The 21765-nt window shown below is 61.1% G+C and carries 22 protein-coding genes and 1 tRNA gene; 11 read left to right on the forward strand and 12 right to left on the reverse strand.

Annotation, left to right across the window (positions count from 1 at the left end; translation table 11 throughout):
• The first annotated feature begins 3 nt into the window (after window positions 1–3).
• From BM438_RS32835 to BM438_RS32855, 5 genes are all read left to right on the forward strand, one after another.
• Window positions 4–759 carry a cytochrome c1 gene (locus tag BM438_RS32835; protein WP_093643467.1) on the forward strand — a complete coding sequence of 252 codons (756 nt, stop codon included), beginning with the start codon at window positions 4–6 and terminating at the stop codon, window positions 757–759.
• 95 nt (window positions 760–854) lie between these two features.
• Window positions 855–1466, forward strand: coding sequence for a glutathione S-transferase N-terminal domain-containing protein (locus BM438_RS32840; RefSeq protein ID WP_006052302.1), 612 nt, complete (start codon window positions 855–857; stop codon window positions 1464–1466).
• Window positions 1467–1540: 74 nt separating this feature from the next.
• On the forward strand, window positions 1541–2062 hold the full coding sequence (locus BM438_RS32845; protein ID WP_093643469.1) for a ClpXP protease specificity-enhancing factor: 522 nt from the start codon (window positions 1541–1543) through the stop codon (window positions 2060–2062).
• 19 nt (window positions 2063–2081) lie between these two features.
• Window positions 2082–2157: transfer RNA gene (locus BM438_RS32850), tRNA-Thr, on the forward strand.
• 345 nt (window positions 2158–2502) lie between these two features.
• Window positions 2503–3627 (forward strand): methyltransferase, encoded by a 1125-nt coding sequence (locus BM438_RS32855; protein WP_093643471.1) that lies wholly within the window; start codon window positions 2503–2505, stop codon window positions 3625–3627.
• A gap of 50 nt (window positions 3628–3677) precedes the next feature.
• On the opposite strand, the gene BM438_RS32860 is transcribed toward BM438_RS32855, so the two are convergent.
• Window positions 3678–4958, reverse strand: coding sequence for a TIGR03862 family flavoprotein (locus tag BM438_RS32860; protein ID WP_093643474.1), 1281 nt, complete (start codon window positions 4956–4958; stop codon window positions 3678–3680).
• 396 nt (window positions 4959–5354) lie between these two features.
• Here BM438_RS32860 and BM438_RS32865 point away from each other — a divergent pair, with 396 nt between their 5' ends.
• Entirely contained in the window at window positions 5355–5564 is a 210-nt protein-coding gene (locus BM438_RS32865; protein ID WP_093643476.1) for a DUF1059 domain-containing protein, read from the forward strand.
• A gap of 91 nt (window positions 5565–5655) precedes the next feature.
• On the opposite strand, the gene BM438_RS32870 is transcribed toward BM438_RS32865, so the two are convergent.
• Entirely contained in the window at window positions 5656–5976 is a 321-nt protein-coding gene (locus BM438_RS32870) for a type II toxin-antitoxin system HicA family toxin (protein ID WP_093643478.1), read from the reverse strand.
• 386 nt (window positions 5977–6362) lie between these two features.
• Between BM438_RS32870 and BM438_RS32875 the strand changes: the two genes are divergently transcribed.
• Window positions 6363–7205 carry a class I SAM-dependent methyltransferase gene (locus tag BM438_RS32875; RefSeq protein ID WP_093643480.1) on the forward strand — a complete coding sequence of 281 codons (843 nt, stop codon included), beginning with the start codon at window positions 6363–6365 and terminating at the stop codon, window positions 7203–7205.
• Window positions 7206–7246: 41 nt separating this feature from the next.
• On the opposite strand, the gene BM438_RS32880 is transcribed toward BM438_RS32875, so the two are convergent.
• Window positions 7247–7801, reverse strand: a complete 555-nt coding sequence (locus BM438_RS32880; RefSeq protein WP_093643482.1) for a DUF1415 domain-containing protein — start codon at window positions 7799–7801, stop codon at window positions 7247–7249.
• Window positions 7802–7886: 85 nt separating this feature from the next.
• Window positions 7887–8528 (reverse strand): TetR/AcrR family transcriptional regulator, encoded by a 642-nt coding sequence (locus BM438_RS32885; RefSeq protein WP_093643485.1) that lies wholly within the window; start codon window positions 8526–8528, stop codon window positions 7887–7889.
• Between the two features lie 153 nt (window positions 8529–8681).
• On the opposite strand from BM438_RS32885, the gene BM438_RS32890 reads away from it, so the two are divergent.
• Both BM438_RS32890 and BM438_RS32895 read left to right on the forward strand, forming a co-directional pair.
• Window positions 8682–9965 carry an MFS transporter gene (locus BM438_RS32890; protein ID WP_093643487.1) on the forward strand — a complete coding sequence of 428 codons (1284 nt, stop codon included), beginning with the start codon at window positions 8682–8684 and terminating at the stop codon, window positions 9963–9965.
• Between the two features lie 186 nt (window positions 9966–10151).
• Window positions 10152–10745 (forward strand): nitroreductase family protein, encoded by a 594-nt coding sequence (locus BM438_RS32895; protein WP_200574028.1) that lies wholly within the window; start codon window positions 10152–10154, stop codon window positions 10743–10745.
• A gap of 91 nt (window positions 10746–10836) precedes the next feature.
• Here BM438_RS32895 and BM438_RS32900 read toward each other — a convergent pair whose 3' ends face one another.
• Window positions 10837–12312, reverse strand: a complete 1476-nt coding sequence (locus BM438_RS32900; protein WP_093643491.1) for an MFS transporter — start codon at window positions 12310–12312, stop codon at window positions 10837–10839.
• A 190-nt stretch (window positions 12313–12502) separates the two neighbouring features.
• Between BM438_RS32900 and BM438_RS32905 the strand changes: the two genes are divergently transcribed.
• Window positions 12503–13753, forward strand: coding sequence for an Hsp70 family protein (locus BM438_RS32905; protein ID WP_093643493.1), 1251 nt, complete (start codon window positions 12503–12505; stop codon window positions 13751–13753).
• A 122-nt stretch (window positions 13754–13875) separates the two neighbouring features.
• Here BM438_RS32905 and BM438_RS32910 read toward each other — a convergent pair whose 3' ends face one another.
• Window positions 13876–14079 (reverse strand): cold-shock protein, encoded by a 204-nt coding sequence (locus BM438_RS32910; RefSeq protein ID WP_007180251.1) that lies wholly within the window; start codon window positions 14077–14079, stop codon window positions 13876–13878.
• A 530-nt stretch (window positions 14080–14609) separates the two neighbouring features.
• Between BM438_RS32910 and BM438_RS32915 the strand changes: the two genes are divergently transcribed.
• On the forward strand, window positions 14610–16205 hold the full coding sequence (locus BM438_RS32915; protein WP_093643495.1) for an APC family permease: 1596 nt from the start codon (window positions 14610–14612) through the stop codon (window positions 16203–16205).
• A 147-nt stretch (window positions 16206–16352) separates the two neighbouring features.
• On the opposite strand, the gene BM438_RS32920 is transcribed toward BM438_RS32915, so the two are convergent.
• From BM438_RS32920 to hemA, 6 genes are all read right to left on the reverse strand, one after another.
• Complete coding sequence (locus BM438_RS32920) at window positions 16353–17138, reverse strand: DODA-type extradiol aromatic ring-opening family dioxygenase (RefSeq protein WP_093643497.1); 786 nt, start codon at window positions 17136–17138, stop codon at window positions 16353–16355.
• 155 nt (window positions 17139–17293) lie between these two features.
• Window positions 17294–17893: a UbiX family flavin prenyltransferase gene (locus BM438_RS32925; protein ID WP_093643499.1), complete on the reverse strand. Its 600-nt coding sequence runs from the start codon at window positions 17891–17893 to the stop codon at window positions 17294–17296.
• 49 nt (window positions 17894–17942) lie between these two features.
• A complete protein-coding gene (gene grxD, locus BM438_RS32930; protein ID WP_012434475.1) occupies window positions 17943–18254 on the reverse strand; it encodes a Grx4 family monothiol glutaredoxin in 312 nt (103 codons plus the stop codon).
• A gap of 114 nt (window positions 18255–18368) precedes the next feature.
• Complete coding sequence (gene prmC, locus BM438_RS32935) at window positions 18369–19211, reverse strand: peptide chain release factor N(5)-glutamine methyltransferase (protein WP_093643502.1); 843 nt, start codon at window positions 19209–19211, stop codon at window positions 18369–18371.
• 6 nt (window positions 19212–19217) lie between these two features.
• Window positions 19218–20300, reverse strand: a complete 1083-nt coding sequence (prfA, locus tag BM438_RS32940; protein ID WP_093643504.1) for a peptide chain release factor 1 — start codon at window positions 20298–20300, stop codon at window positions 19218–19220.
• A gap of 122 nt (window positions 20301–20422) precedes the next feature.
• Window positions 20423–21709: a glutamyl-tRNA reductase gene (gene hemA / locus BM438_RS32945; protein ID WP_093643506.1), complete on the reverse strand. Its 1287-nt coding sequence runs from the start codon at window positions 21707–21709 to the stop codon at window positions 20423–20425.
• Window positions 21710–21765 lie beyond the last annotated feature (56 nt).

Genomic DNA, 21765 nt, shown 5'->3' on the forward strand with positions numbered 1-21765 from the left:
GAAATGAAAAAACTGCTTTCGACGTGCGCGCTGATCGGCGCGACACTGCTCGCGGTGCTGGCCGGACCGGCGCACGCGGACGAGAATTTCCCTCTCGACCGCGCGCCCGATAACGCGGAGAATTTTGCTTCGTTGCAGCACGGCGCCCAATTGTTTGTAAACTACTGCCTGAATTGCCATAGCGCGAATCTGATGCGCTACAGCCGGCTGACCGACCTCGGCATTACGCCGAGCGAAATCCAGTCAAACCTGTTGTTCACCACGGATAAAGTCGGCAACACCATGACTGTGGCAATGCGCCCGGACGACGCGAAAGCGTGGTTCGGCGCGAGTCCGCCGGATTTGTCGGTGGAAGCGCGGGCGCGCGGCAAGGACTGGCTGTACACGTATCTGCGCAGCTTCTATCGCGACAATACGCGGCCGACCGGCTGGAATAATCTGGTGTATGAGAACGTGAGCATGCCTCACGTGCTGTGGCAGCTTCAGGGGCAACGTACCGCGAAGTTCGGTGACGAAGTCGACGAAAAAACAGGCGAAACGGTGCACAAATTCGTCGGCTATCAACAGGTCACGCCGGGGACGATGTCGCCGGTAGATTATGATTCTGCTGTGGCCGACCTCGTGTCGTACCTGTCATGGATGTCCGAACCGACGCAGAAAACCCGCAAACAGCTTGGCGTGTGGGTGCTGCTGTTCCTCGGCATTCTGAGCTTTTTCGCCTGGCGACTGAACGCCGCGTACTGGAAACATATCAAATAATCACGCCGTCACCCGGCGTGGGGCCGGCGCCAGGAAAAACCTGTTGAACGGTTTTTCCGCGCGCTGGCCTTTCAGCTTTTTGAGGAAATGTAAACATGATGGTTCTGTATTCCGGCACAACTTGCCCGTTCTCCCAGCGCTGCCGGCTGGTGTTGTTCGAAAAGGGCATGGACTTCGAGATCCGCGACGTCGACCTGTTTAACAAGCCGGAAGACATCGCTGTGATGAATCCGTATGGTCAGGTGCCGATTCTCGTCGAACGGGACCTGATTCTGTATGAATCGAACATCATCAACGAGTACATCGACGAGCGCTTCCCGCACCCGCAACTGATGCCGGCCGATCCGGTTCAGCGCGCCCGCGCCCGTCTGTTCCTGCTGAACTTCGAAAAGGAACTGTTCGTTCACGTCGGCACGCTCGAAAACGAAAAGGGCAAGGCCGCTGAGAAGAATCACGAGAAGGCACGTCTTGCGATCCGTGATCGCCTGACGCAGCTTGCACCGATCTTCCTGAAGAACAAGTACATGCTCGGCGAAGAGTTCTCGATGCTGGACGTCGCGATCGCGCCGTTGCTGTGGCGTCTTGACCACTACGGCATCGAGCTGTCGAAGAATGCTGCACCGCTGATGAAGTACGCCGAGCGCATTTTCAGCCGCCCGGCTTATATCGAAGCGCTGACACCTTCGGAAAAGGTGATGCGTCGTTGAGTTTGGCTTTGGGGTGAGGGCGCCGCGTCTCGATTGTTTTCCGTACGCGCCCAAACCCGGTAAGAGGACTGTTGATGCAAGAAATTTCCACCAAGCCTTATCTGCTGCGCGCGCTGTACGAATGGTGCACGGATAACGGCTACACGCCGCATATCGCCGTCCGGGTCGATAATCAGACGCGCGTGCCGCGGCAGTTCGTGCGCGATAACGAGATCGTATTGAACATCAGCTTCGAGGCGACCAGCCAGTTGCAGATGGGCAATGAATGGATCGAGTTCAGCGCGCGTTTCTCCGGCAAATCGCATAAGATCGAAGTGCCGATCGCCAATATTCTCGCGATCTACGCGCGGGAAAACGGGCAGGGCATGGCGTTCCCGGTCGAGTCGGCAGGCGGCGAGGCGCAGGATTCTGGCGCCGATGCGGAACTGGCGGACGAGACCGAAGCACCGGCCGCGCCCGTCAGCGTGGCGCCGCGTGCGGTCGAAACATCGTCTGCCGCGGATGCCGCCAAAGCGGAAAGCGCGACGGACGGCCCGCAGCCTGACGATGATGGATCGAAAGGTGGCGGAAGGGCTCGCCTCAAGATCGTGAAATGAAGTAGAATCACGGCCTCATGCCGGCTTAGCTCATCAGGTAGAGCGCTTGACTTGTAATCATGAGGTGGCGGGTTCGAGTCCTGCAGCCGGCACCAGTAGTGCGAAAGCGGGTTTCTGAATAACTTCAGAAACCCGCTTTTTTATTTGGGGCGGGGATTTCGCGGGTTGGACGAGAGGCGGGAATGGCTCATTTTTGCCAGATCTCATTCACCTTGTCGATTGTGGATATTTTAGTCTACGAACTGTCCGCAGGCCGCCGCAAAGGGCGGTGGCATCAGCCTTCTTCAGGCGGCCGCCCTCAGATACCGCCCCGCGAACCCGACTGGGAGAGGTACTATTCGGGCGTCAGTTGGCATCACGATCAGTCACTCCGGCGGGCAACGCCCCCGAGACGCGCGTTTTCACCGCGTCACTCCTGCAACACAGACCCCACCTTCATCATGACCAGCCCCGCAACCATCACCTGGCCCGAAGCCGACGGCCCCCGCACTGCGCGTTGGCGCTCCGAAGCCGCGGTCCCGCCGCCCAAGCGCGTTGTCGTCGCCGATGACCGCACCACAGCTGACTCTGCCTACCGTCTCGCGTGCGAAGGCACCGCGCTGCTCTGGAACGGCGACTTTCAGAACGCTCGCCAATTGCTGCAGGCGGTCACGCGCCGGCTGGAGCGCAAGCCGCGCAAGCAGGGCGAAACGCCGATCGACGCGTTCAACCTGCATCGCCAGGCGCAGTCGCAACGCGCCCGCACGCTTGGGATGATTCTGATCCCGCTCGACGCTGCGTACGCGATTCCGCTGCGTCGCGCGCCTGAAGTGCAGCAGGCCTGCATCGAAACCTACGGGCCGTCTGCCGACGAGCCCTCGGTCGTGTCGCTGCGCGAATTGCTCGGTCTGATCGGCGCGCACGAGTGGCGCAAGAAGGGCGTGGACATTCCCGCGCTGGGTGAGCGCATCCATCCGCACTACGGCGTGTTTTCGCCGGTGCGCGGTGAATATGTGGATCTGGTCGCGCACACGCCATTGCCGTCGTTGAACAAGGCGTTCGATATCGGCACCGGTACAGGCGTGCTGGCTGCGTTGCTCGCCAAACGCGGTGTGAAGAAGATCGTCGCGACCGATCAGGACCCGCGAGCGCTTGCTTGTGCACGCGAAAACCTCACGCGTCTTGGCTACGATCAGCAAGTCGACGTTGTGCAGGCTGATCTGTTTCCGGAAGGCCGTGCGCCGCTGGTGATCTGCAATCCGCCGTGGGTGCCGGCGCGGCCCGCTTCACCGATTGAATATGCGATCTACGATTCGGAAAGCCGCATGCTGCTCGGTTTTCTGGACGGGCTGGCGGAGCATTTGTCGCCGGGCGGGGAAGGCTGGCTGATTATGTCGGACTTTGCCGAGCATCTCGGATTGCGTACGCGTGAGTGGTTGCTTGCCGCCATTGAAAAGGCGGGGCTGACCGTGGTGGGGCGTGAGGATATTCGTCCGCGGCACCCGAAGTCGACTGATGAAACTGACGCGCTATATACAGCGCGCAAGGCTGAAGTGACGTCGCTCTGGCGTCTGAAGGCGCGCTAAACGGAGGCGCTCGAGAGGAGCGCGATGAGGTGCAGTTAAAGAACGGCGTGTCAAACCAGCACGTCGCGCGCCTTGAGATACGCTAATGCGCCGCGTCCGGCGGCCAGCCCGCTGGCGAAGCAGGCGGTGAGCAGATAACCGCCGGTCGGTGCTTCCCAGTCGAGCATTTCACCTGCGCAGAACGCGCCGGGCAGACGCTCGATCATCAAATGTTGATCGAGCGCTTCGAAGGGGATGCCGCCCGCAGTGCTGATCGCTTCCGCGATGGGCCGCGCGCGCGTGAGTCGCACCGGCAGCGCTTTGATCGCGTGCGCCAGGCCATTCGCATCGGCGAAGGCTTCCTTCGACAGAATCTCATGCAATAAAGCCAGTTTTACACCCCCAATGCCGACCCTGCCATGCAGGTGAGTCGACATGGAACGCGAGCCGCGCGGTCGCGTGACCTCGGCCACGACACGCTCCAACGTCAAGCCTGGCGCCAGGTCCAGCGCGATCGTGACGTCGCCGTCGGCGAAAATCCGCTCCCGGATGGCTGCCGACAGCGCGTAAATCAGACTCCCTTCGAGGCCGGTTTCGGTCAGAAGTATTTCACCTTGTCGATTGTGGACTTTATTGTCTGCGTCGGTGATCGTGATGCCCACGGATTTCACTGGCTGACCGGCGAAACGCTCGCGCAGATAAGGACTCCAGTCCGCGTCGAAGCCGCAGTTCGCGGGCCGCAACGGCGTCACCGGCACCTCGCGTGCGCTTAGGAGCGGCACCCAGGCGGCATCCGATCCGAGCCGTGGCCAGCTTGCGCCACCGAGTGCGAACACCACGGCTTCACAGTTCACGCGTTGCTCGCCGTCGGGTGTTTCGAAGCGCAACGTGTGCGCAGCTGCGTCGCCGTCATCGCTGCCATCGTCGTCCCAACCGATCCACTTGTGGCGCATGTGAAAGCGCACGCCAGCTTCTCTCAACCGATGCAACCACGCCCGCAGCATCGGCGCCGCTTTCATATCGGTCGGAAAAACCCGCCCCGAACTGCCGACGAAGGTTTCGACGCCAAGCCCATGCAGCCAGGTCCGCAAGGCGTCGGGACCGAACAGGTCGAGTAGCGGCGCGATCTGTTCGCGGCGCGCGCCGTAGCGGCCAAGAAACGGCTCGAGCGGTTCCGAATGCGTGATGTTCATGCCGCCTTTGCCCGCCATCAGGAATTTGCGGCCAACGGATGGCATCGCGTCGTAGACGTCGACTTGTACGCCGTGCTGGGCGAGCGCCTCGGCGGCCATCAGGCCGGCGGGGCCACCGCCGATCACGGCGACGCGAGCGGAATCGAAGGAGGATGACATGCGGTCCTGCGGATGAGCGGGGGCGGCGCGTTGGCCTGATCTGACAATCGGGCGGCGCGAAGGGCGCTATTTTCACACCGCCGGCAACGCAGGGCAAACGGCGCGCGGCGAACGACTAACGAGTCAACGGACCAGCGCGAGCCAGCGGCCGAAAAAAGCTGGGTTCGGGCGTGTCGCAAGCCCTTGCGCTCGCGTTCGCGTCTTTGCTATTCACTCACGCGAACTATACTTTTCAAACACCTTCCACCGGACGCAGTCCGCTTCTTCCCCGCGTCACACTACCCCACCGCTCTCATTTCGCCCGACACGGCCAATGCAGCCGCGTCGAGGCTGGCGACGTGGTCTGCGCGCCCGCTGTTTGTCTGGATGTTCCGACGTTTGATTTAGGAGATTGCCATGACTCGCAAATACATCGACTGCCGCGAGTTCCCGAGCGAAACGAAGTGTACCGTTGCCCTGTCCGCTGACAGCGAGAGCGAATTGCTCGACGCGGCCGTGCAGCATGCCGTCACGGTGCACAAACATACGGACTCGCCGGAACTGCGTTCGCAGCTCAAGACGCTCTTTCATGAAGGCACGCCGCCGGTCGAGGCGCCGCGAGGGTGATTCGTTGTCCTTTTCCTTGAGGATGAAAGCCGGCTAACCAGCACGAACGGCAGCGCGCCGTTCGCGCTGGTCGCGGCGTTGTCCTTGCGTCCTAGCCGGGATATGCCTCATCCACCTTCAATCCGGCCAGCTTGAAAATGACCCGCAGCGTTTGAGGTTTGATGTCACGACGCGAAGCGAGTGTCGTCATCACGAAGTCGAGTACTTTCGCGTACTTCAGCATCGTCAGGCACGTCTCCATGTCGACGCTGCCATCGCGCATGACCTCGGCCAGCCGCAGCATTTCGGTGGAGATGTCGCGCGCCATTTCCAGTTCGAGCTGCTGCTTTTCCGACCACGCAGGGGCGGCGGTGAGCTTCGCCATCATTTCCTGAAACTTCTGTTCGACGTTTCCGTTGGGTACGGTGTCCATTGCTGCCTCTTCTATTTTCCAGGCGCGCGTCCGTTTGAGATCGCGGCGCGCTGCTGGTTACGTAACGTTCGGTCCGTGTTCCGGGACCGTCCTCCCCACATGCATTCGGTTCGCGTGATCGAAGCCACGACCGGCAGCTTGTTGTTATGCGCGACGCGGCTTACGCCATCGAGTGAACCGGCCCGCAAGATGCTTTCAAGCCACGTCGGAATACGTCCCGCATAGTGCGTTTCGAGCAGGAAGTGTTCCAGGTTTATGGCATTTCTCGCATGGTCGACGCGGCTCCTTAGGTGAGCGGCCTGCGCTTTGGGTAAACTGGCAGCAACTTTTCCTTTTTTCCGTCATCTGTCGCACGTTCGCGTTGCAATCGATGGCGGTCTCCCACGATGTCCAGCAAAACCCACGAAATCCGTCCGAACCAGTCCGTCGAGTTGTTGAAGGAGCTTCATATCCTCACGCGCGACGGCAAGATGAACCAGGACAGCCGCCGCAAGCTGAAGCAGGTCTACCACCTGTTCCAGTTCATCGAGCCGCTGCTGAAAGACCTCAAGGAGCAGCAGGGCGCGGTGACGCTCGTCGACCATGGCGCGGGCAAGTCATACCTAGGTTTTATCCTGTATGACCTTTTCTTCAAGGAGTTTCAGGACGCCGCTGGTGGGGCATCGCACATTTACGGCATCGAAACGCGCGAGGATCTCGTGACGAAATCCGAGGAGCTGGCCGGGCGGCTGGGCTTCACGGGGATGTCGTTTCTGAATTTGTCGGTGGCGGAGTCGATTACGTCAGACCGATTGCCGGCGCAGATCGATATCGTGACGGCGTTGCATGCGTGCAATACCGCGACTGATGACGCTCTCCGGTTTGCTCTGGAAAAGCGTGCGAAGTACATCGTGGTGGTGCCGTGTTGCCAGGCCGAGGTGGCGGGGGTTTTACGGCAGAACAAGGGTAAATCGCTCGGGAATGCATTGACCGAGATATGGCGGCATCCGTTGCATACCCGGGAATTTGGCAGCCAGATTACCAATGTGCTGCGCTGCCTGCAGCTTGAAGCGCATGGGTATCAGGTGAGTGTGACCGAGCTGGTCGGGTGGGAACATTCCATGAAGAATGAACTGATTATTGCCCAGTTCAAGGACCTGCCGAGACGGCGGCCAACCGAGCGGCTGAATGAAGTGATGGAGACGCTCGGGATCGAGGAGTTGAAGGAACGGTTCTTTGTCTCGGCCTGATCCGTCCTGCGGCGGTGGCTTTTTCATGGCCACCGCGCTAATTACTTTTTCATCAATTCATTCCAGCCTTTAAGACCAATTCGCCGAAGCGTTTCCTGATTCCGCTCATAAATTGCTTCTGCATCAGGAAAAGCCTGAACTGCCCGTTCAATACTCTCTTCACGAAGCAGATGCAAAATCGGGTAGGGCGCGCGATTCGTATAGTTCTCGATATCGTCGGGCTGGCTGTCTTCAAACTGATAGTGCGGGTGAAAACTGGCAATCTGAATAATGCCTTCCAGCCGAAGTTGTTTAATCATTCTCTCGGCAAAAAACAGGCAATCGTTATAGTCGAGAAAATTGCCGAGCGCGCCCGGTATAACCAGAAGCGTGGTATCCACCTCGTCAGGATTCGCTGCGACGAGCGCCTGAATCTCGGTTTCGAGATCGGCTAACACCCCTTCCATATCCACGGCGTCGCTCACGGCATAGCGAATCTGCTCCTTCACATGCACGGCTTTGGCAAAGGGGCACAAATTGAGCCCGATCACGGCCTGCGTCAGCCAATGACGGGTGGCGGCGATAACGGCATCACGAGATTCGGCGGGCGACGACATGGCAAGCAGCGAAAGAGGAAAGTGCCATTCTAACGGCGCGCAACGGCACCGATCCGCACCCGGCCCCAACAGGACGGCCGAAACGTCATCCGGCTTGCGTCCCGCTGCACGCGGCGGCGATCAACTGCGCCGCTACCTTCGGTGCGGCGAGAATCGGCCCACAGCCCGGGCCGTAGGTCTGGCTGGCTGCGTACACGCCTTCGATCATCAAACCGAGACCGTTGGCCAATGCCACCGGATCGTCGGCGCCTGCCGCGGTTGTCAGTTCCAGAAGCCGCGCCATCAGCCGTTCCTTGTTGCGAAACACGAATTGCCGCGCCGGATGCGTTGTGTCGGAAAACTCCACGGCCACATTCACGAAAGGACAGCCGCGGTAATCGTCGACCGATGCACGCACCGCCAAGTCGTCGAAATACTGCTGAAGTTGCCTAGCCGGTTCGTCTGGATGCTTGGCAAAGCTTTTTTCCACGTAGCCGAAAAACTGCTCGTCCTTGCGCTCCAGATACGCCATCACCAATTCGTCCTTCGACGAGAACTGGCGGTACAAGCTCATCTTGTTCACACCCGCTCGCTCGACCACCGCGTCGACGCCGACCGTCCGCACACCCTCGCGATAGAACAGTTCGTCTGCGGCGCGCAGCAGATGCTGCTGCGCCTCCGGGCCGGCTGTCTGCGCGCCGCGTGCTCGCCGTGCGGCGGTTGGCTTGAGGGTTTCACTATCGGACATGGGTACCACCTGAATTGAATTGATGCCTTGACATGTTACCGACCAGTAACTAACATCGCAACACCATTGTGACAGATCTGTCACAAGTCCTTTACCGAAGTCGTAACAATGCGAGCGGCGCGGCCTGCGGGACAGGCGTCGATTGGAGAATTAATGAACTGGGCAGCGAGACTGATTGGCGGACGTTTCCACTACGGCTGGTTGACCGTGGCAGTGGTGTTTCTGGTGCTGCTGGCGGCGGCCGGCACGCGCGCCACGCCGAGCGTGATGATGGTGCCGCTGGAGCATCAATTCGGCTGGAGCCGTGCGACGATTTCGCTCGCCATCTCCGTCAACATCGCGCTCTACGGCCTGATGGGGCCGTTCGCGGCCGCGGCGATGCAGCGCTTTGGTGTGCGTCCTACTTTGCTGATCGCGCTCGGGACGATGGCGGCGGGGGTGGCGTTGTCGTCGCTGATGACGCATCCGTGGCAGATGATTCTGATCTGGGGCGTGATGGTCGGCGGCTCGACCGGGGTGGCGGCGCTGTCATTGTCTGCGACGGTGGTGACGCGCTGGTTCACTACCCATCGCGGTCTCGTGATGGGGATTCTCACGGCCAGTTCAGCGACTGGCCAACTCGTGTTCCTGCCGATGCTCGCGGCCATCGCCGAGCATTACGGCTGGCGCCAGGTGGTGTGGGTCGTCGCGGGCGCGGCGGCGGTTGTCTTGCCGCTGGTTGCGTTCCTGTTGCCGGAGCGGCCCGCGGATATGAAGCTGCGCCCGTTCGGCGAACCGGCCGACTCGCCGATTTCCAATTCCGTGACCAAGCAGAATCCATTGGCCATCGCCTTCGGCACGCTCGCCATGGCGAGCAAGACGCGTGATTTCTGGCTGCTGTTCTTCAGCTTCTTTATCTGCGGCGCGAGTACCAATGGTTACGTCGGCACGCACCTGATCGCAATGTGCGGCGACTACGGCATGAGCGAAGTGCAGGGCGCTTCGCTGCTCGCCGCCATGGGCATCTTCGATTTGTTCGGCACGACGCTATCGGGCTGGCTGTCGGACCGCTTCAATAGCCGCGTGCTGCTGTTCTGGTATTACGGTCTGCGCGGTTTGTCGCTGATGTATCTGCCGCACGCCTTCGGCATTGACTTCTTTGGGTTGCCGTTGTTTGCAGTGTTCTACGGACTAGACTGGATCGCCACCGTGCCGCCCACCGTGCGTCTCGCAACCGATGTGTACGGCAAGGAAGCGGCGCCAGTCGTGTTCGGCTGGGTTGTCGCCGGCCACCAGCTCGGCGCGGCCTTTGCGGCGCTCGGCGCCGGCATGCTGCGCGCGAGCCTCGGCACGTACACGGTGGCATCGATGATTTCTGGCGGACTGTGCCTGGTTGCCGCCGTGATCGTGTTGCGGATCAACCGGCCGGCCAAGGTGCCGGAGCCGCAAGCGGCGTAAAGCTGCGGCCCTGCGCTTGGTGAACAAGGCGCACTTGAGCAAACGGCCTCATACGAGGCCGTTTGCCATTGCAGCTGAGCTGAAAACTAAGTGTGTACTTGTTGGAGCGCGAGTGGCTCAGCCCGGTTATGCTATGAAGCCCCGGGCAGCCGCCCGTCGTTCATGAATTTCGACCGAGAGAAGCGCATGACCAACAAACCCGCCCCTACCGCAGTTGCCATTCACGAGCTGATTGCAGGTCGCTGGAGCCCGCGCGCCTATTCGAGCGAGCCGGTGAGCCGCGAGGATCTGCATTCGGTGCTCGAAGCGGCACGCTGGGCGCCGTCTTCGTATAACGCGCAACCGTGGCGTTTCCTCGTATTCGACCGTAGCGTCGATGAAGTCTCGTTCAAGCAGGCTTTCGCTACGCTGGTGCCGTTCAACCAGGGCTGGAATGCGCCGGCGCCGGTGCTGATCGCTGTGACCACGCACACGCTCACCAACAAGGGCGAAGTGAACCGCTGTGCGCCGTACGATGCGGGTGCCGCGGCAATGGCGCTGGTGCTGCAGGCGCATGCGCTCGGCCTCGCCGCGCATCAGATGAGCGGCTTCGATCCAAACGCGTTCCGCACGGCGTTCAAGCTGCCGACCGACGTCGACGTGATCGCGATCATTTCGCTCGGCCACTACGGTGATGTCGATAAACTCGATCCGGTGCTGCGTGAGCGTGAGAAGTCGGTGCGTCAGCGTTTGCCGCTTGCTGAAATCGCTTATGGCGGCGGGTGGAAGAAGGCGTTCTGAGTCCCTTGCGGCTTTGGTGGCGACAAAAACGCGTGGCGCTGACCGCGCGTTTTTTATTTTGCATTGTTCGTGAGGCTTTAAGGCGCGTGGCTCATTCCTCGCCGTCCGCGACGCTCGAAAGCGGCGTGGCGACATTCTCGAGCGACTTGCGCTCTGCATCCACGCCCCATATCGCGGCAATCACCGCGGCGGCGAGCATCAACCCCGAGCCGACCAGATAGCCCACAAACACTTCGCTGCGCTGATGCGTATCGATCAGCCGACCGAAAAACGCCGGCCCGATGATGCCGCCCAGCGCCGTGCCGAATGCGTAGAACACCGCGATCGCCAAGGCGCGGATTTCCAGCGGAAATGATTCACTGACGGTCAGATACGCCGAACTCGCCGCCGCTGAAGCGAAGAAGAAAACGACCATCCACGCGATCGTCTGCGTCACGACGGTGAGCATGTGCTGCTCGAACAGATAGCCGCTCAGCGTCAGCAGGATGCCGGACAGCGCGTAAGTCGTGGCGATCATCTTGCGTCGCCCGATGACGTCGAAGAGCCGGCCGAGCACCAGCGGTCCAAGAAAGTTGCCGAGCGCGAACGGCAACAGATACCAGCCTATATGGTCGCCCGGCACTTGATAGAACTCGGTCAGCACCAGCGCATAGGTGAAAAAGATCGCGTTGTAGAAGAACGCCTGCGCGGTCATCAACGACAAGCCGACCAGCGCGCGCCGTCGGTGCGCGTTGAATAGCGTGTGAAACACCTCGCGCAGCGGCGTATGTGCGCGTGCCCGCAGTCTTAGCCGCGTGAGGTCCTCATCGGCGAGTGCATGGCCTTCGCTGCGAAAGCGCGTTTCGATGCCGTCGACGATCGAACGCGCGTCACGTTCGCCGCCGTGCGTCAGCAGCCAGCGCGGACTTTCAGGCACCCAGATGCGCATCGGCAGAATCCCCAGCGCCAGCACCGCGCCGATGAAGAAACAGGCGCGCCAGCCCCAGTCGCCCGGCAGCAGATTCGGATCGAGCAGGACCAGCGATCCCGCCGCGCCGAGCCCCGCGCCCACCCAGAAGGTGCCGTTGATGCCGAGATCGGTCCAGCCGCGCACCCGCGCGGGCGTGAATTCCTGGATTGTCGAATTGATCGCCGTATATTCACCGCCGATGCCTGCGCCGGTGAGAAAGCGAAACAGCAGAAAACTGGCGAGATTCCACGAAAAAGCAGTCGCCGCGGTAGCGGCCAGATACAACGCGAGCGTGATGAAAAACAGCCTGCGACGGCCGAGCCGGTCGGTCAGCCAGCCGAAGCCGAGCGCGCCGAGCACGGCGCCGGCAATGTAGGCGCTGCCGGCGAGGCCCACGTCGGCGTTGGTAAAGCGCAACGATGGGCTAGACTTCAACGCACTCGCGACAGCGCCTGCTAGCGTCACTTCGAGACCGTCGAGCAGCCACGTCACGCCCAGCGCGACGACGATCAGCGAGTGAAAGCGTCCCCACGGCAAGCGGTCGAGCCGCGAGGGCAGATCGGTTTCAATGACGGCGGCGTTTTTCTCGTGGACAGCGGCGGTGGGCGGCGCGCTCATTGCTACAAGTCTCCTGTTTACCGAAAATTGGCGGCGTATCCTGTCGAATTCAGCAATTTTTGTTCCGTCGAGCGGACCTTGGTCGGTATTGCGGGCATCCCGGAAAGCGTCAGTTGATGCTGATTGGGCTTTCGTGATACAAAGCCGCTCCCCTTTCTGTCCGCGCCAGCCGTGAGCGGCGATTCCTGCCATGAACTATTGCGCGATTGACTTTGGTACTTCCAATTCGGCCGTGGCCGTCCCAGACGGCGCTGCGCTTAGGCTTGCGCCGGTCGAGGGCGCCTATACGACGCTGCCGACCTCCGTCTTTTTCAACACCGACGAAGACACCCGCGAATTCGGGCGTGCGGCGTTGGCGGCCTACATCGACGGTTTCGACGGCCGTTTGATGCGTTCGATGAAAAGTATTCTCGGCTCGCCGCTCGCCGAGAATTCGACCGATCTCGGCGACGGTTCGGCGATCAAGTACACGGACATCATCGCGATTTTCGTCGACCATCTGAAGCGCTCAGCCGAGAAGAGCGTCGGCGGCCCGATCAGCCGCGCTGTGCTGGGCCGCCCGGTGTTCTTCGTCGACGACGATCCGCGCGCCGACCAGATGGCGCAGCAGCAACTCGAAGCCGCGGCGCGTTCAGTCGGTTTGCGGGAGATTCACTTTCAGTATGAGCCGATCGCGGCTGCGTTCGACTACGAATCGCATCTGACGGAAGAAGGGCTTGTGCTGGTGGCCGACATCGGCGGCGGTACGTCGGACTTTTCGCTGGTGCGGGTGGGGCCGGAGCGGGTAAAGCGCGTGGAGCGCAAAGACGACGTGCTGGCCCACCACGGCGTACACGTTGCGGGCACGGATTTCGACCGACGTGTCGAACTGGTGACGATCCTGCGCGAACTCGGCTATCAGACGCTCGATCCCGAAGGCCGTGAGATTCCGAACCGCATCTATTTCGATCTGGCCACCTGGCACCTGATCAACACGGTCTACGCCCCGAAGCGTGTCAGCGAACTCGCGCTCATGCGGCATCTGTTCCTCCAGACCAAACATCACGACCGCCTGATGCGCGTTGTGGACCGCCGCCTGGGGCACGCGTTGGCGGCTCACGCGGAAGAAGCGAAGATCGGCGTGGCGGCGGGTGGCGAGACCGTGATCGACCTCGACGAGGTAGAAGACGACCTGCGCCTCGCATTTGACGAAGCGCAACTCATCAAGGCCGGTCAGGACGAGACGCAGCGCATCGTGCAGGCGGCACGCGATACGGTGCAGGCGGCCGGTGTGGCTCCGCGCGACGTCAACGCGATTTACTTCACGGGTGGCTCGACCGGATTGGCGTTTCTATCGGGCGCATTGGCCGCGGCATTTCCGGATGCCAAAGCGGTATTCGGCGACCGTCTCGCCAGCGTCGCGACAGGTCTCGGTATTCACGCACGGCGTTTGTTCGGATAACCGAATTGATCAAACTCATACTACGAAGATAATCACCGAATGTAGTTACGAGTAGTTACGACGAATATAAAAAAACCCCGCCAAGGCGGGGTTTTTTTGCGTCCAGAAGGAAGCGTGCTTGCTTACACCGGCTTGATGTTAGCGGCTTGCTTGCCCTTCGGGCCCGTCTTCACTTCAAACGTAACCTTTTGGTTTTCTTGTAGCGTCTTGAAGCCTTCCGTGCGGATTTCCGAGAAATGCGCGAACAGATCTTCGCCGCCGCCGTCCGGCGTGATGAAGCCAAAGCCCTTTGCGTCATTGAACCACTTGACGGTACCGGTTTCCATATTACTTGTTCCTAAAGATGGTAAATAAGGCCGAAGCCCAATGGGTGCGCATGAAAATCAAGGAAGGGGGTAATGGGACCAACCGGAGTACCGTTGATGGGCGAACTACGAAAGACCAATTCACTCGCCGCTTGAAATCCTGCCCGAACGTTATACGGCGATTTCGGGCGAAGGTCAACACTCTTGTCCCAATTTTACAAGTTTTTGATGGATTGGCGTAGAAATTGCTTACAAAGCTTGCTATTCATCTGAGAATTTTGCTAGGGACAACCCTTAGTTTCGCTGCAACGGCGGGGTGCAACCGTTAAACTACGCGCCGCGCGTCGGTTGCACCTGTTTGGGGATCGCCGCGCACGCATGCGCGTCACCCCGTCCGCAACGCCATAAGCGATGTGACGCGGTGCCGACATGGTTCTGACGCAATCTGCATGGGACCGGCGCCAGTGCTTTGCATGCGGCCAGAGTAAGCGTTAAAGCGCTAACTCCGGCCGACAGCTAAAGCGCTAACTCTGGTCGACACAGGAGAAGATGTGAAAAGTTCTATACAACGGAACATCGGACCGGTCGCGCTACTGCTGACCGGCTTGGGTTCGATCATCGGGTCGGGCTGGTTGTTCGGCGCGTGGAAGGCTGCAAAAATTGCCGGGCCGGCTGCCATTTGTGCATGGGTCATCGGCGCGGTGGTGATTCTCGCGATTGCCTTGACCTACGCAGAACTCGGCGCGATGTTCCCGGAGTCCGGCGGCATGGTGCGTTACGCCCGCTATTCGCACGGCGCATTGGTTGGGTTCATCAGTGCATGGGCCAACTGGATCGCCATTGTCTCGGTGATTCCAATCGAGGCTGAAGCATCCATTCAATATATGAGTACCTGGCCGTATCCATGGGCGCATGCGCTATTCGTGGATGGGTCATTAACGACTAATGGGCTATTGCTGTCCGCGGCCCTCGTGATCATTTACTTCCTGCTGAATTACTGGGGTGTGAAGCTCTTCGCGCGCGCCAATTCGGCGATCACGGTCTTCAAGTTCCTGATTCCGGGCGCGACGATCGCTGGTCTGATGCTGTCGGGCTTCCACAAGGAAAACTTCGGCGAAGTGAGCACCTTTGCGCCGTACGGCTGGTCGGCTGTGCTGACCGCAGTGTCGACGAGCGGCATCGTGTTCGCCTTCAACGGCTTCCAGAGCCCGATCAACCTCGCGGGTGAAGCGCGCAATCCGGCGCGGAGCGTGCCATTCGCGGTGATCGGCTCGATCCTGCTGGCGCTGGTGATCTACGTGCTGCTGCAGGTTGCGTACATCGGCGCGGTGAACCCGGCCGATGTGATGAAGGGCTGGAGCCACTTCAACTTCGCTTCGCCGTTTGCCGAACTGGCCATCGCGCTGAACCTGAACTGGCTGGCTATCCTGCTGTACGTCGACGCGTTCGTCAGCCCGAGCGGTACCGGCACGACTTACATGGCGACCACCACCCGCATGATCTACGCGATGGAGCGCAACAACACGATGCCGAAAATGTTCGGCAACGTGCACCCGTTCTACGGCGTGCCGCGTCAGGCGATGTGGTTCAACCTGCTGGTGTCGTTCATTTTCCTGTTCTTCTTCCGCGGCTGGAGCTCGTTGGCGGCGGTGATCTCGGTTGCGACCGTGATCTCGTACCTGACTGGCCCGATCAGCCTGATGGCGCTGCGACGCGCGGCAACGGATCTGGAGCGCCCGCTGCACATTCCGGGCATGAAATTCATCGCGCCGTTCGCTTTCGTTTGCGCGTCGCTGATCCTGTACTGGGCGAAGTGGCCGCTGACCGGCGAAATCATTCTGCTGATGGTCGTTGCGCTGCCGGTCTACTTCTACTTCCAGGCGAAGTCGGGTTTTGGCGGCTGGGGGCGTGACCTGAAAGCTGCATGGTGGCTCGTGGCCTACCTGCCGGTGATGGCAATTCTGTCGTTGATTGGTAGCAAGGAATTTGGCGGCCACGGCCTCCTGCCGTACGGTTGGGACATGCTGGTGGTGGCTGTGTTCTCGCTGGTGTTCTACTACTGGGGCGTGCATAGCGGCTACCGTTCGGAATACCTCGAAGAACGTCAGACGCACGACGAAGTGCTTGAGGGCATGGGCGCACACTAAGTTGCTGCGCTGAGTCCTTTCGCCGGATCGCCGGATCGCCGGATTGTCATGATCCGGCACAGTACGAAAAAGCCCGCCTGAGTTGCTCAGGCGGGCTTTTTTGTTGGCGGCGCTTTGGCCTTGGTTTGCCGTTGCGCTGACGTCGAATCAGGCGGTGCCGAACACGTAATTCGTCATGGCGAGCGAGCGCTGATAGGTTCCGAGCGACTGAATCGCCAGAGAATAATCGTCGTCCGCCGCACCTAGTGCCGCGAAGACGGGCAGCAAGTGCTCGTCGGTTGGATGCATCAGTACCGCGTGCGGCGCTTGGCGGCGGTAGTCGAGCAACGCGTCGATGTCGTGCGCGGCAAGCTTTGCCTCGAACCAGTCGGTGAATTCGGCCACACGCGGATCGGCATCGCCCGGGCGCGCGGAAAAATCCGCAGCGCGCAGGTTGTGCGTGATCTGGCCCGAGCCGATCACCATTACGCCGTCATCTTTCAGCGAGCGCAGCGCCCGACCTACCCGGAAGTGATGGGCGGCATCCATGTGCGGCTGGATCGACAGTTGCGCGACCGGTATGTCGGCTTCCGGGAACATCAGCAGCATCGGTACCCACGCGCCGTGATCAAGCCCGTGCGGCTGGGCGTCGGTGAGGATGCCGTGTTCGCCGAGCAGCACTGCGGCACGGCGCGCCACATCGGGCGCGCCGGGAGCCGGGTACTGAATTTCATACAACTGACGCGGGAAGCCGTAGAAATCGTGGATGGTCTCGGGCGCCGTGGACGTGCTCACCACCGGTTGCGCCGTGCCCCAATGGGCCGACAGCATCAGCACGCTCTCAGGGCGCGGCAATTGCGCCGACAGCGCGCCGAATTCGGCGGACGGCAGGGAAGGGTCGATCGGCAGCGTAGGTGCGCCGTGGGAGAGGTAGAGCGACGGTAAGCGATTCATGGCAGCAACGCCGCCGCGGGAACGCGGCGCGGAAGTAGGGTTGCTATCAATATAGGTCCGTACCGGCGTTTTATAAACGGGCGAAAACGGAATTGATTGTGTCGCCGGTGTTGTTAATGGTGTTTGCGCGCCTGTGGCGCGCCGCGTCCTTCGAATTATTCCTGCGTGCCGCGCAAACCTTGCCACGCCGGCGACATGGCCGGTCCCAACGCGAATAGGTCCAACACGCGCGCCACCGTGTGATCGACCATTTCGTCGATCGTCGTCGGTTGGTTATAGAAAGCGGGCAAGGGCGGAAAGATCACGCCCCCCATTTCGGTGACGGCCGTCATATTGCGCAGATGTGCGAGGTTTAACGGCGTTTCCCGCACGAGCAGCACGAGCCGGCGTCGCTCTTTGAGCGTGACATCGGCGGCGCGGGTGATCAGGTTGTCGGATAAACCGTGTGCGACGCTTGCCAGCGTCTTCATGGAGCACGGCGCGACCACCATGCCATCGGTCGCAAACGAGCCGGACGCGATACTCGCGCCGACGTCGCGCACCGAATGGACGACATCCGCGAGCGGATGCACGTCTTCTTTGCTCAACTGGAGTTCGTGCTGGATATTGAGCCACCCAGCGCTCGAAATCAGCAGATGGCTCTCGACGCCGCCCAGCCTGCGCAACGTCTCGAGCAACCGAATGCCGTAGATGGCGCCGGTCGCGCCGGTAATCGCGACGATTAGCCGGCGTGGCGCCGCAGCACGTGTTTCCATGGCTCGCGGCGCCTTATCGGAGGACAACGAAGGTTCGGACAGCGGCTGCTTAGGCCGCGGCGAACAGTTGCTGCAGTTCGCCCGATTCGTACATTTCCATCATGATGTCCGAGCCGCCTACGAATTCGCCCTTCACGTAGAGCTGCGGAATGGTCGGCCAGTTCGAGAACTGCTTGATGCCCTGGCGGACTTCGTCGTCTTCGAGCACGTTGACGGTTTTGATTTCGCCGACGCCGCATGCCTTCAGGATCTGGATGGCGCGGCCGGAAAAGCCGCACATCGGGAACTGGGCGGTGCCCTTCATGAAGAGCACGACGTTGTTTTCGTCGACGATTTGCTTGATGCGTTGTTGCGTATCCATGACTGACCTTGCGGTTCCGTTATGTGTAGGGAATAGGCTGAAATGATAGCGGATTTCGGTAAGACCGGCCGAGGACCGCTTTGCCACCTCGGCGATTACGGCCATCCGTCGACGTTAGCCGGGCCAGCGTCCGCCGCTGATTCGCTCGATGCCGGCGAGATCCTGCTCCGAGCGGACGTCTGTAAAACCTTGCGCGGTCAGGAGGTCGCGTACGGCTTGCGCCTGATCGTACCCGTGTTCGATCCACAATACGCCGTTGGCGGCCAAGCGTGTGGGCGCGCCCGCGACAATCTCGCGGATCGCGCTGAGGCCGTCGGCTTCATCCGTGAGCGCACCGCGCGGTTCGAAGCGCAGATCGCCTTCCGACAGATGCGGATCGCCGTTCGCGATATACGGCGGATTGCTGACGATCACGTCAAAGCGCAATGCTGAGTCGAGCGAGTTGTACCAGTCGCTTTGCTGCAGGCCCACGGCGCCGCCGGGGCGTTTGGCATCCAGCAAGCGTGCCGCGTTGCGTATGGCCACGGCCAGTGCTTCGGCGGAACGGTCCAGCGCCCAGACTTGCGCGTCGGGCCGCATCGACGCAATGGCCACGGCGATTGCGCCAGTGCCGGTGCCCAGATCGAGTACGCGCGGCCGCGAGATGTTTTCCATCGCCGCCAACGCTGTTTCGACCAGCAATTCGGTTTCGGGACGCGGAATCAGCACGTCCGGTGTCACCTCGAAATCAAGCCCGAAAAATTCACGCGTGCCGACCAGTTGCGCCACCGGCTCACCGGCGACACGCCGAGCTTCCAGAGCCCGGTATCGTTCGACTACCGGGTCGTCGAGCACATCATCGCTGCGCGTAATCAACTGCGTATGCCGCCAGCCGAGCACGTGCGTGAGCAGAATCCGCGCTTCGAGTGACGGCAGTGGCGAGGCGCGTAACAACGCGGCGGGCGTGACCGGGTCCATTCGCGCTTAGTCCGCGTCGCCCAGCGATGCCAGCAACTCGGCCTGATGCTCGCTGACGAGTGCCGCGATCAACTCGTCGAGATCGCCATCCATGATCGCGTCGAGGCGGTACAGCGTCAGATTGATCCGGTGATCCGTCAGACGCCCTTGCGGAAAGTTATAGGTGCGAATGCGCTCCGAGCGATCGCCTGAACCGATCAGGCTCTTGCGAGTTGCGGCTTCCTTTTGCTGCTGCTCATGCGACTGCTTGTCCTTGATGCGCGCGGCCAACACCTTCAGCGCACGATCCTTGTTCTTGTGCTGCGACCGGTCGTCCTGACATTCGACGACGATGCCGGTCGGCAAGTGCGTCACGCGCACGGCCGAATCTGTCTTGTTGATGTGCTGACCGCCCGCGCCGGACGCGCGGAACGTGTCGATGCGCAGATCGGCCGGATTGATTTCGACTTCGCCGATTTCGTCCGCTTCCGGCATCACCGCGACCGTGCACGCCGAAGTGTGGATGCGGCCCTGCGTTTCGGTGGCCGGCACGCGTTGCACGCGGTGGCCGCCCGACTCGAACTTGAGCTTGGAATAGGCCGCTTCGCCGGCGATACGCACGATCACTTCCTTATAGCCGCCGAGGTCCGATTCGCTCGCCGACATCATCTCCACTTGCCAGCGATTACGCTCGGCAAAGCGCAGGTACATGCGCAGCAAATCGCCCGCGAACAGCGCGGATTCGTCGCCGCCGGTACCGGCCCGGATTTCGAGGAAGATATTGCGGTCGTCGTTCGGGTCTTTCGGCAACAGCATTTTCTGCAATTCCGCGCCGAGTTTTTCCATCCGCTCGCGCGCCGCGCGAATTTCTTCTTCCGCAAAGTCGCGCATCGACGCGTCCGCCAGCAGTTCTTGCGCGGTCGCCGCGTCGTTCATCGCCAGGCGCCACAGCGCGTAATGCTCCACAACCGGCCCGAGCTCGGCGTGTTCACGCGTGAGCTTGCGGTATTGGTCGAGATTCGAGGTGATGTCCTCGCGGCTCAACAGGTCGTTCAGTTCGGCCAGCCGGGTAGTGAGCTGGTCGAGCTTGCGTTGCATGCTCGTTTTCATCGGACGGGTATCGGAGCGGACTCCGGCAAAGACGACGACTAGGGGAGTGGGCAGATGCCCTGGTCAGAAGCATGTCGCGGGCCACTCAGTGTGGCGCGGACGGTGCGGCGGTGGCTGCGCCGCTAACGCTCCGTAGAACCGGAGTGTTTGTAGAAACCGCTCATCAATTCGATAAGCGTGTCACGGTTCTCGCTGCTCGCGCGATTGAGCGCGTGCGTGGGGCCGTGGATCAGTTTGTTGGTGAGCGATTGCGACAACGCTTCGAGCACCGCTGCCGGGTCCTCGCCGCGTGCGAGCATTTTCTGCGCGCGTTCGACTTCGGCGCGACGCAGCACGTCGGCCTGTGTATGCATGTGGCGGATCACCGGCACGATGCTGCGTGCGTCGAGCCACTGCATGAAGTTCTGCACACGCGTTTCGATGATCGCTTCGGCCTGCGCGACCGCGGCTTGCCGCGACGCATTGCCTTCGCGCACGATCGCGCCGAGATCGTCGACGGTGTATAGGAAAACGTCTTCAAGCTTGCCGACTTCGGGTTCGATATCGCGCGGCACGGCCAGATCGACCATGAAAATCGGCCGGTGACGGCGTGCTTTCACGGCCCGCTCGACGGCGCCCAGACCGATGATCGGCAGGGTGGACGCGGTGCACGACACGATGATGTCGAACTCATGCATGCGGGTGGGCAGTTCCGAGAGCGGAATGGCCCGGCCGTTGAAGCGCTCAGCGAGGCGGCTGCCGCGCTCGGCCGTGCGATTGGCTACGACGAGCTCGCGTGGTTGCTGCGCCGCGAAGTGCGTAGCGCACAACTCGATCATTTCGCCCGCGCCGATGAACAGCACGCGCTGGTTTGAAATCTTGTCGAAAATCCGCTGTGCGAGCCGCACGGCGGCTGCCGCCATGGAAACCGACTGCGCGCCGATTTCGGTCGTGCTGCGCACTTCCTTCGCCACGGCGAAGGTGCGCTGGAACAACTGGTTCAGATAGGTGCCGAGCGCGCCGGCCTCGGACGCTGTACGTACCGCGTCCTTCATTTGTCCGACGATTTGCGTCTCGCCCAACACCATCGAATCGAGTCCCGAGGCGACGCGGAACGCGTGGCGCACGGCTTCCGACTGCGGCAGCGCGTAGACATGCGGTGCGAGTTCGTCGACGGGCAGGTTGTGGTACTTCGAGAACCACTGGATCGCGGCTTCACGCGCGGCCTGGTCGTCGGTCGCGCAGTAGAGTTCGGTACGGTTACAGGTGGACAGAATCGCCGCTTCCGGCGCCGTGCGGGCGGTGCGGCCGAGCCAGACGCTCTTGAAGGTGTCCAGTGCAGGCTTGATCTGTTCGAGCGGAAACGCCACGCGTTCGCGCAAGGCGACAGGCGCAGTGTGGTGATTGATTCCGATCGTTAGAAGCTGCATATGGGGAGCTATGGTTTAGCTCAATATTATAGCGTTTCCACGATTCTTACATTGTG

The organism is Paraburkholderia aspalathi (assembly GCF_900116445.1).
GTDB classification, from domain to species: domain Bacteria; phylum Pseudomonadota; class Gammaproteobacteria; order Burkholderiales; family Burkholderiaceae; genus Paraburkholderia; species Paraburkholderia aspalathi.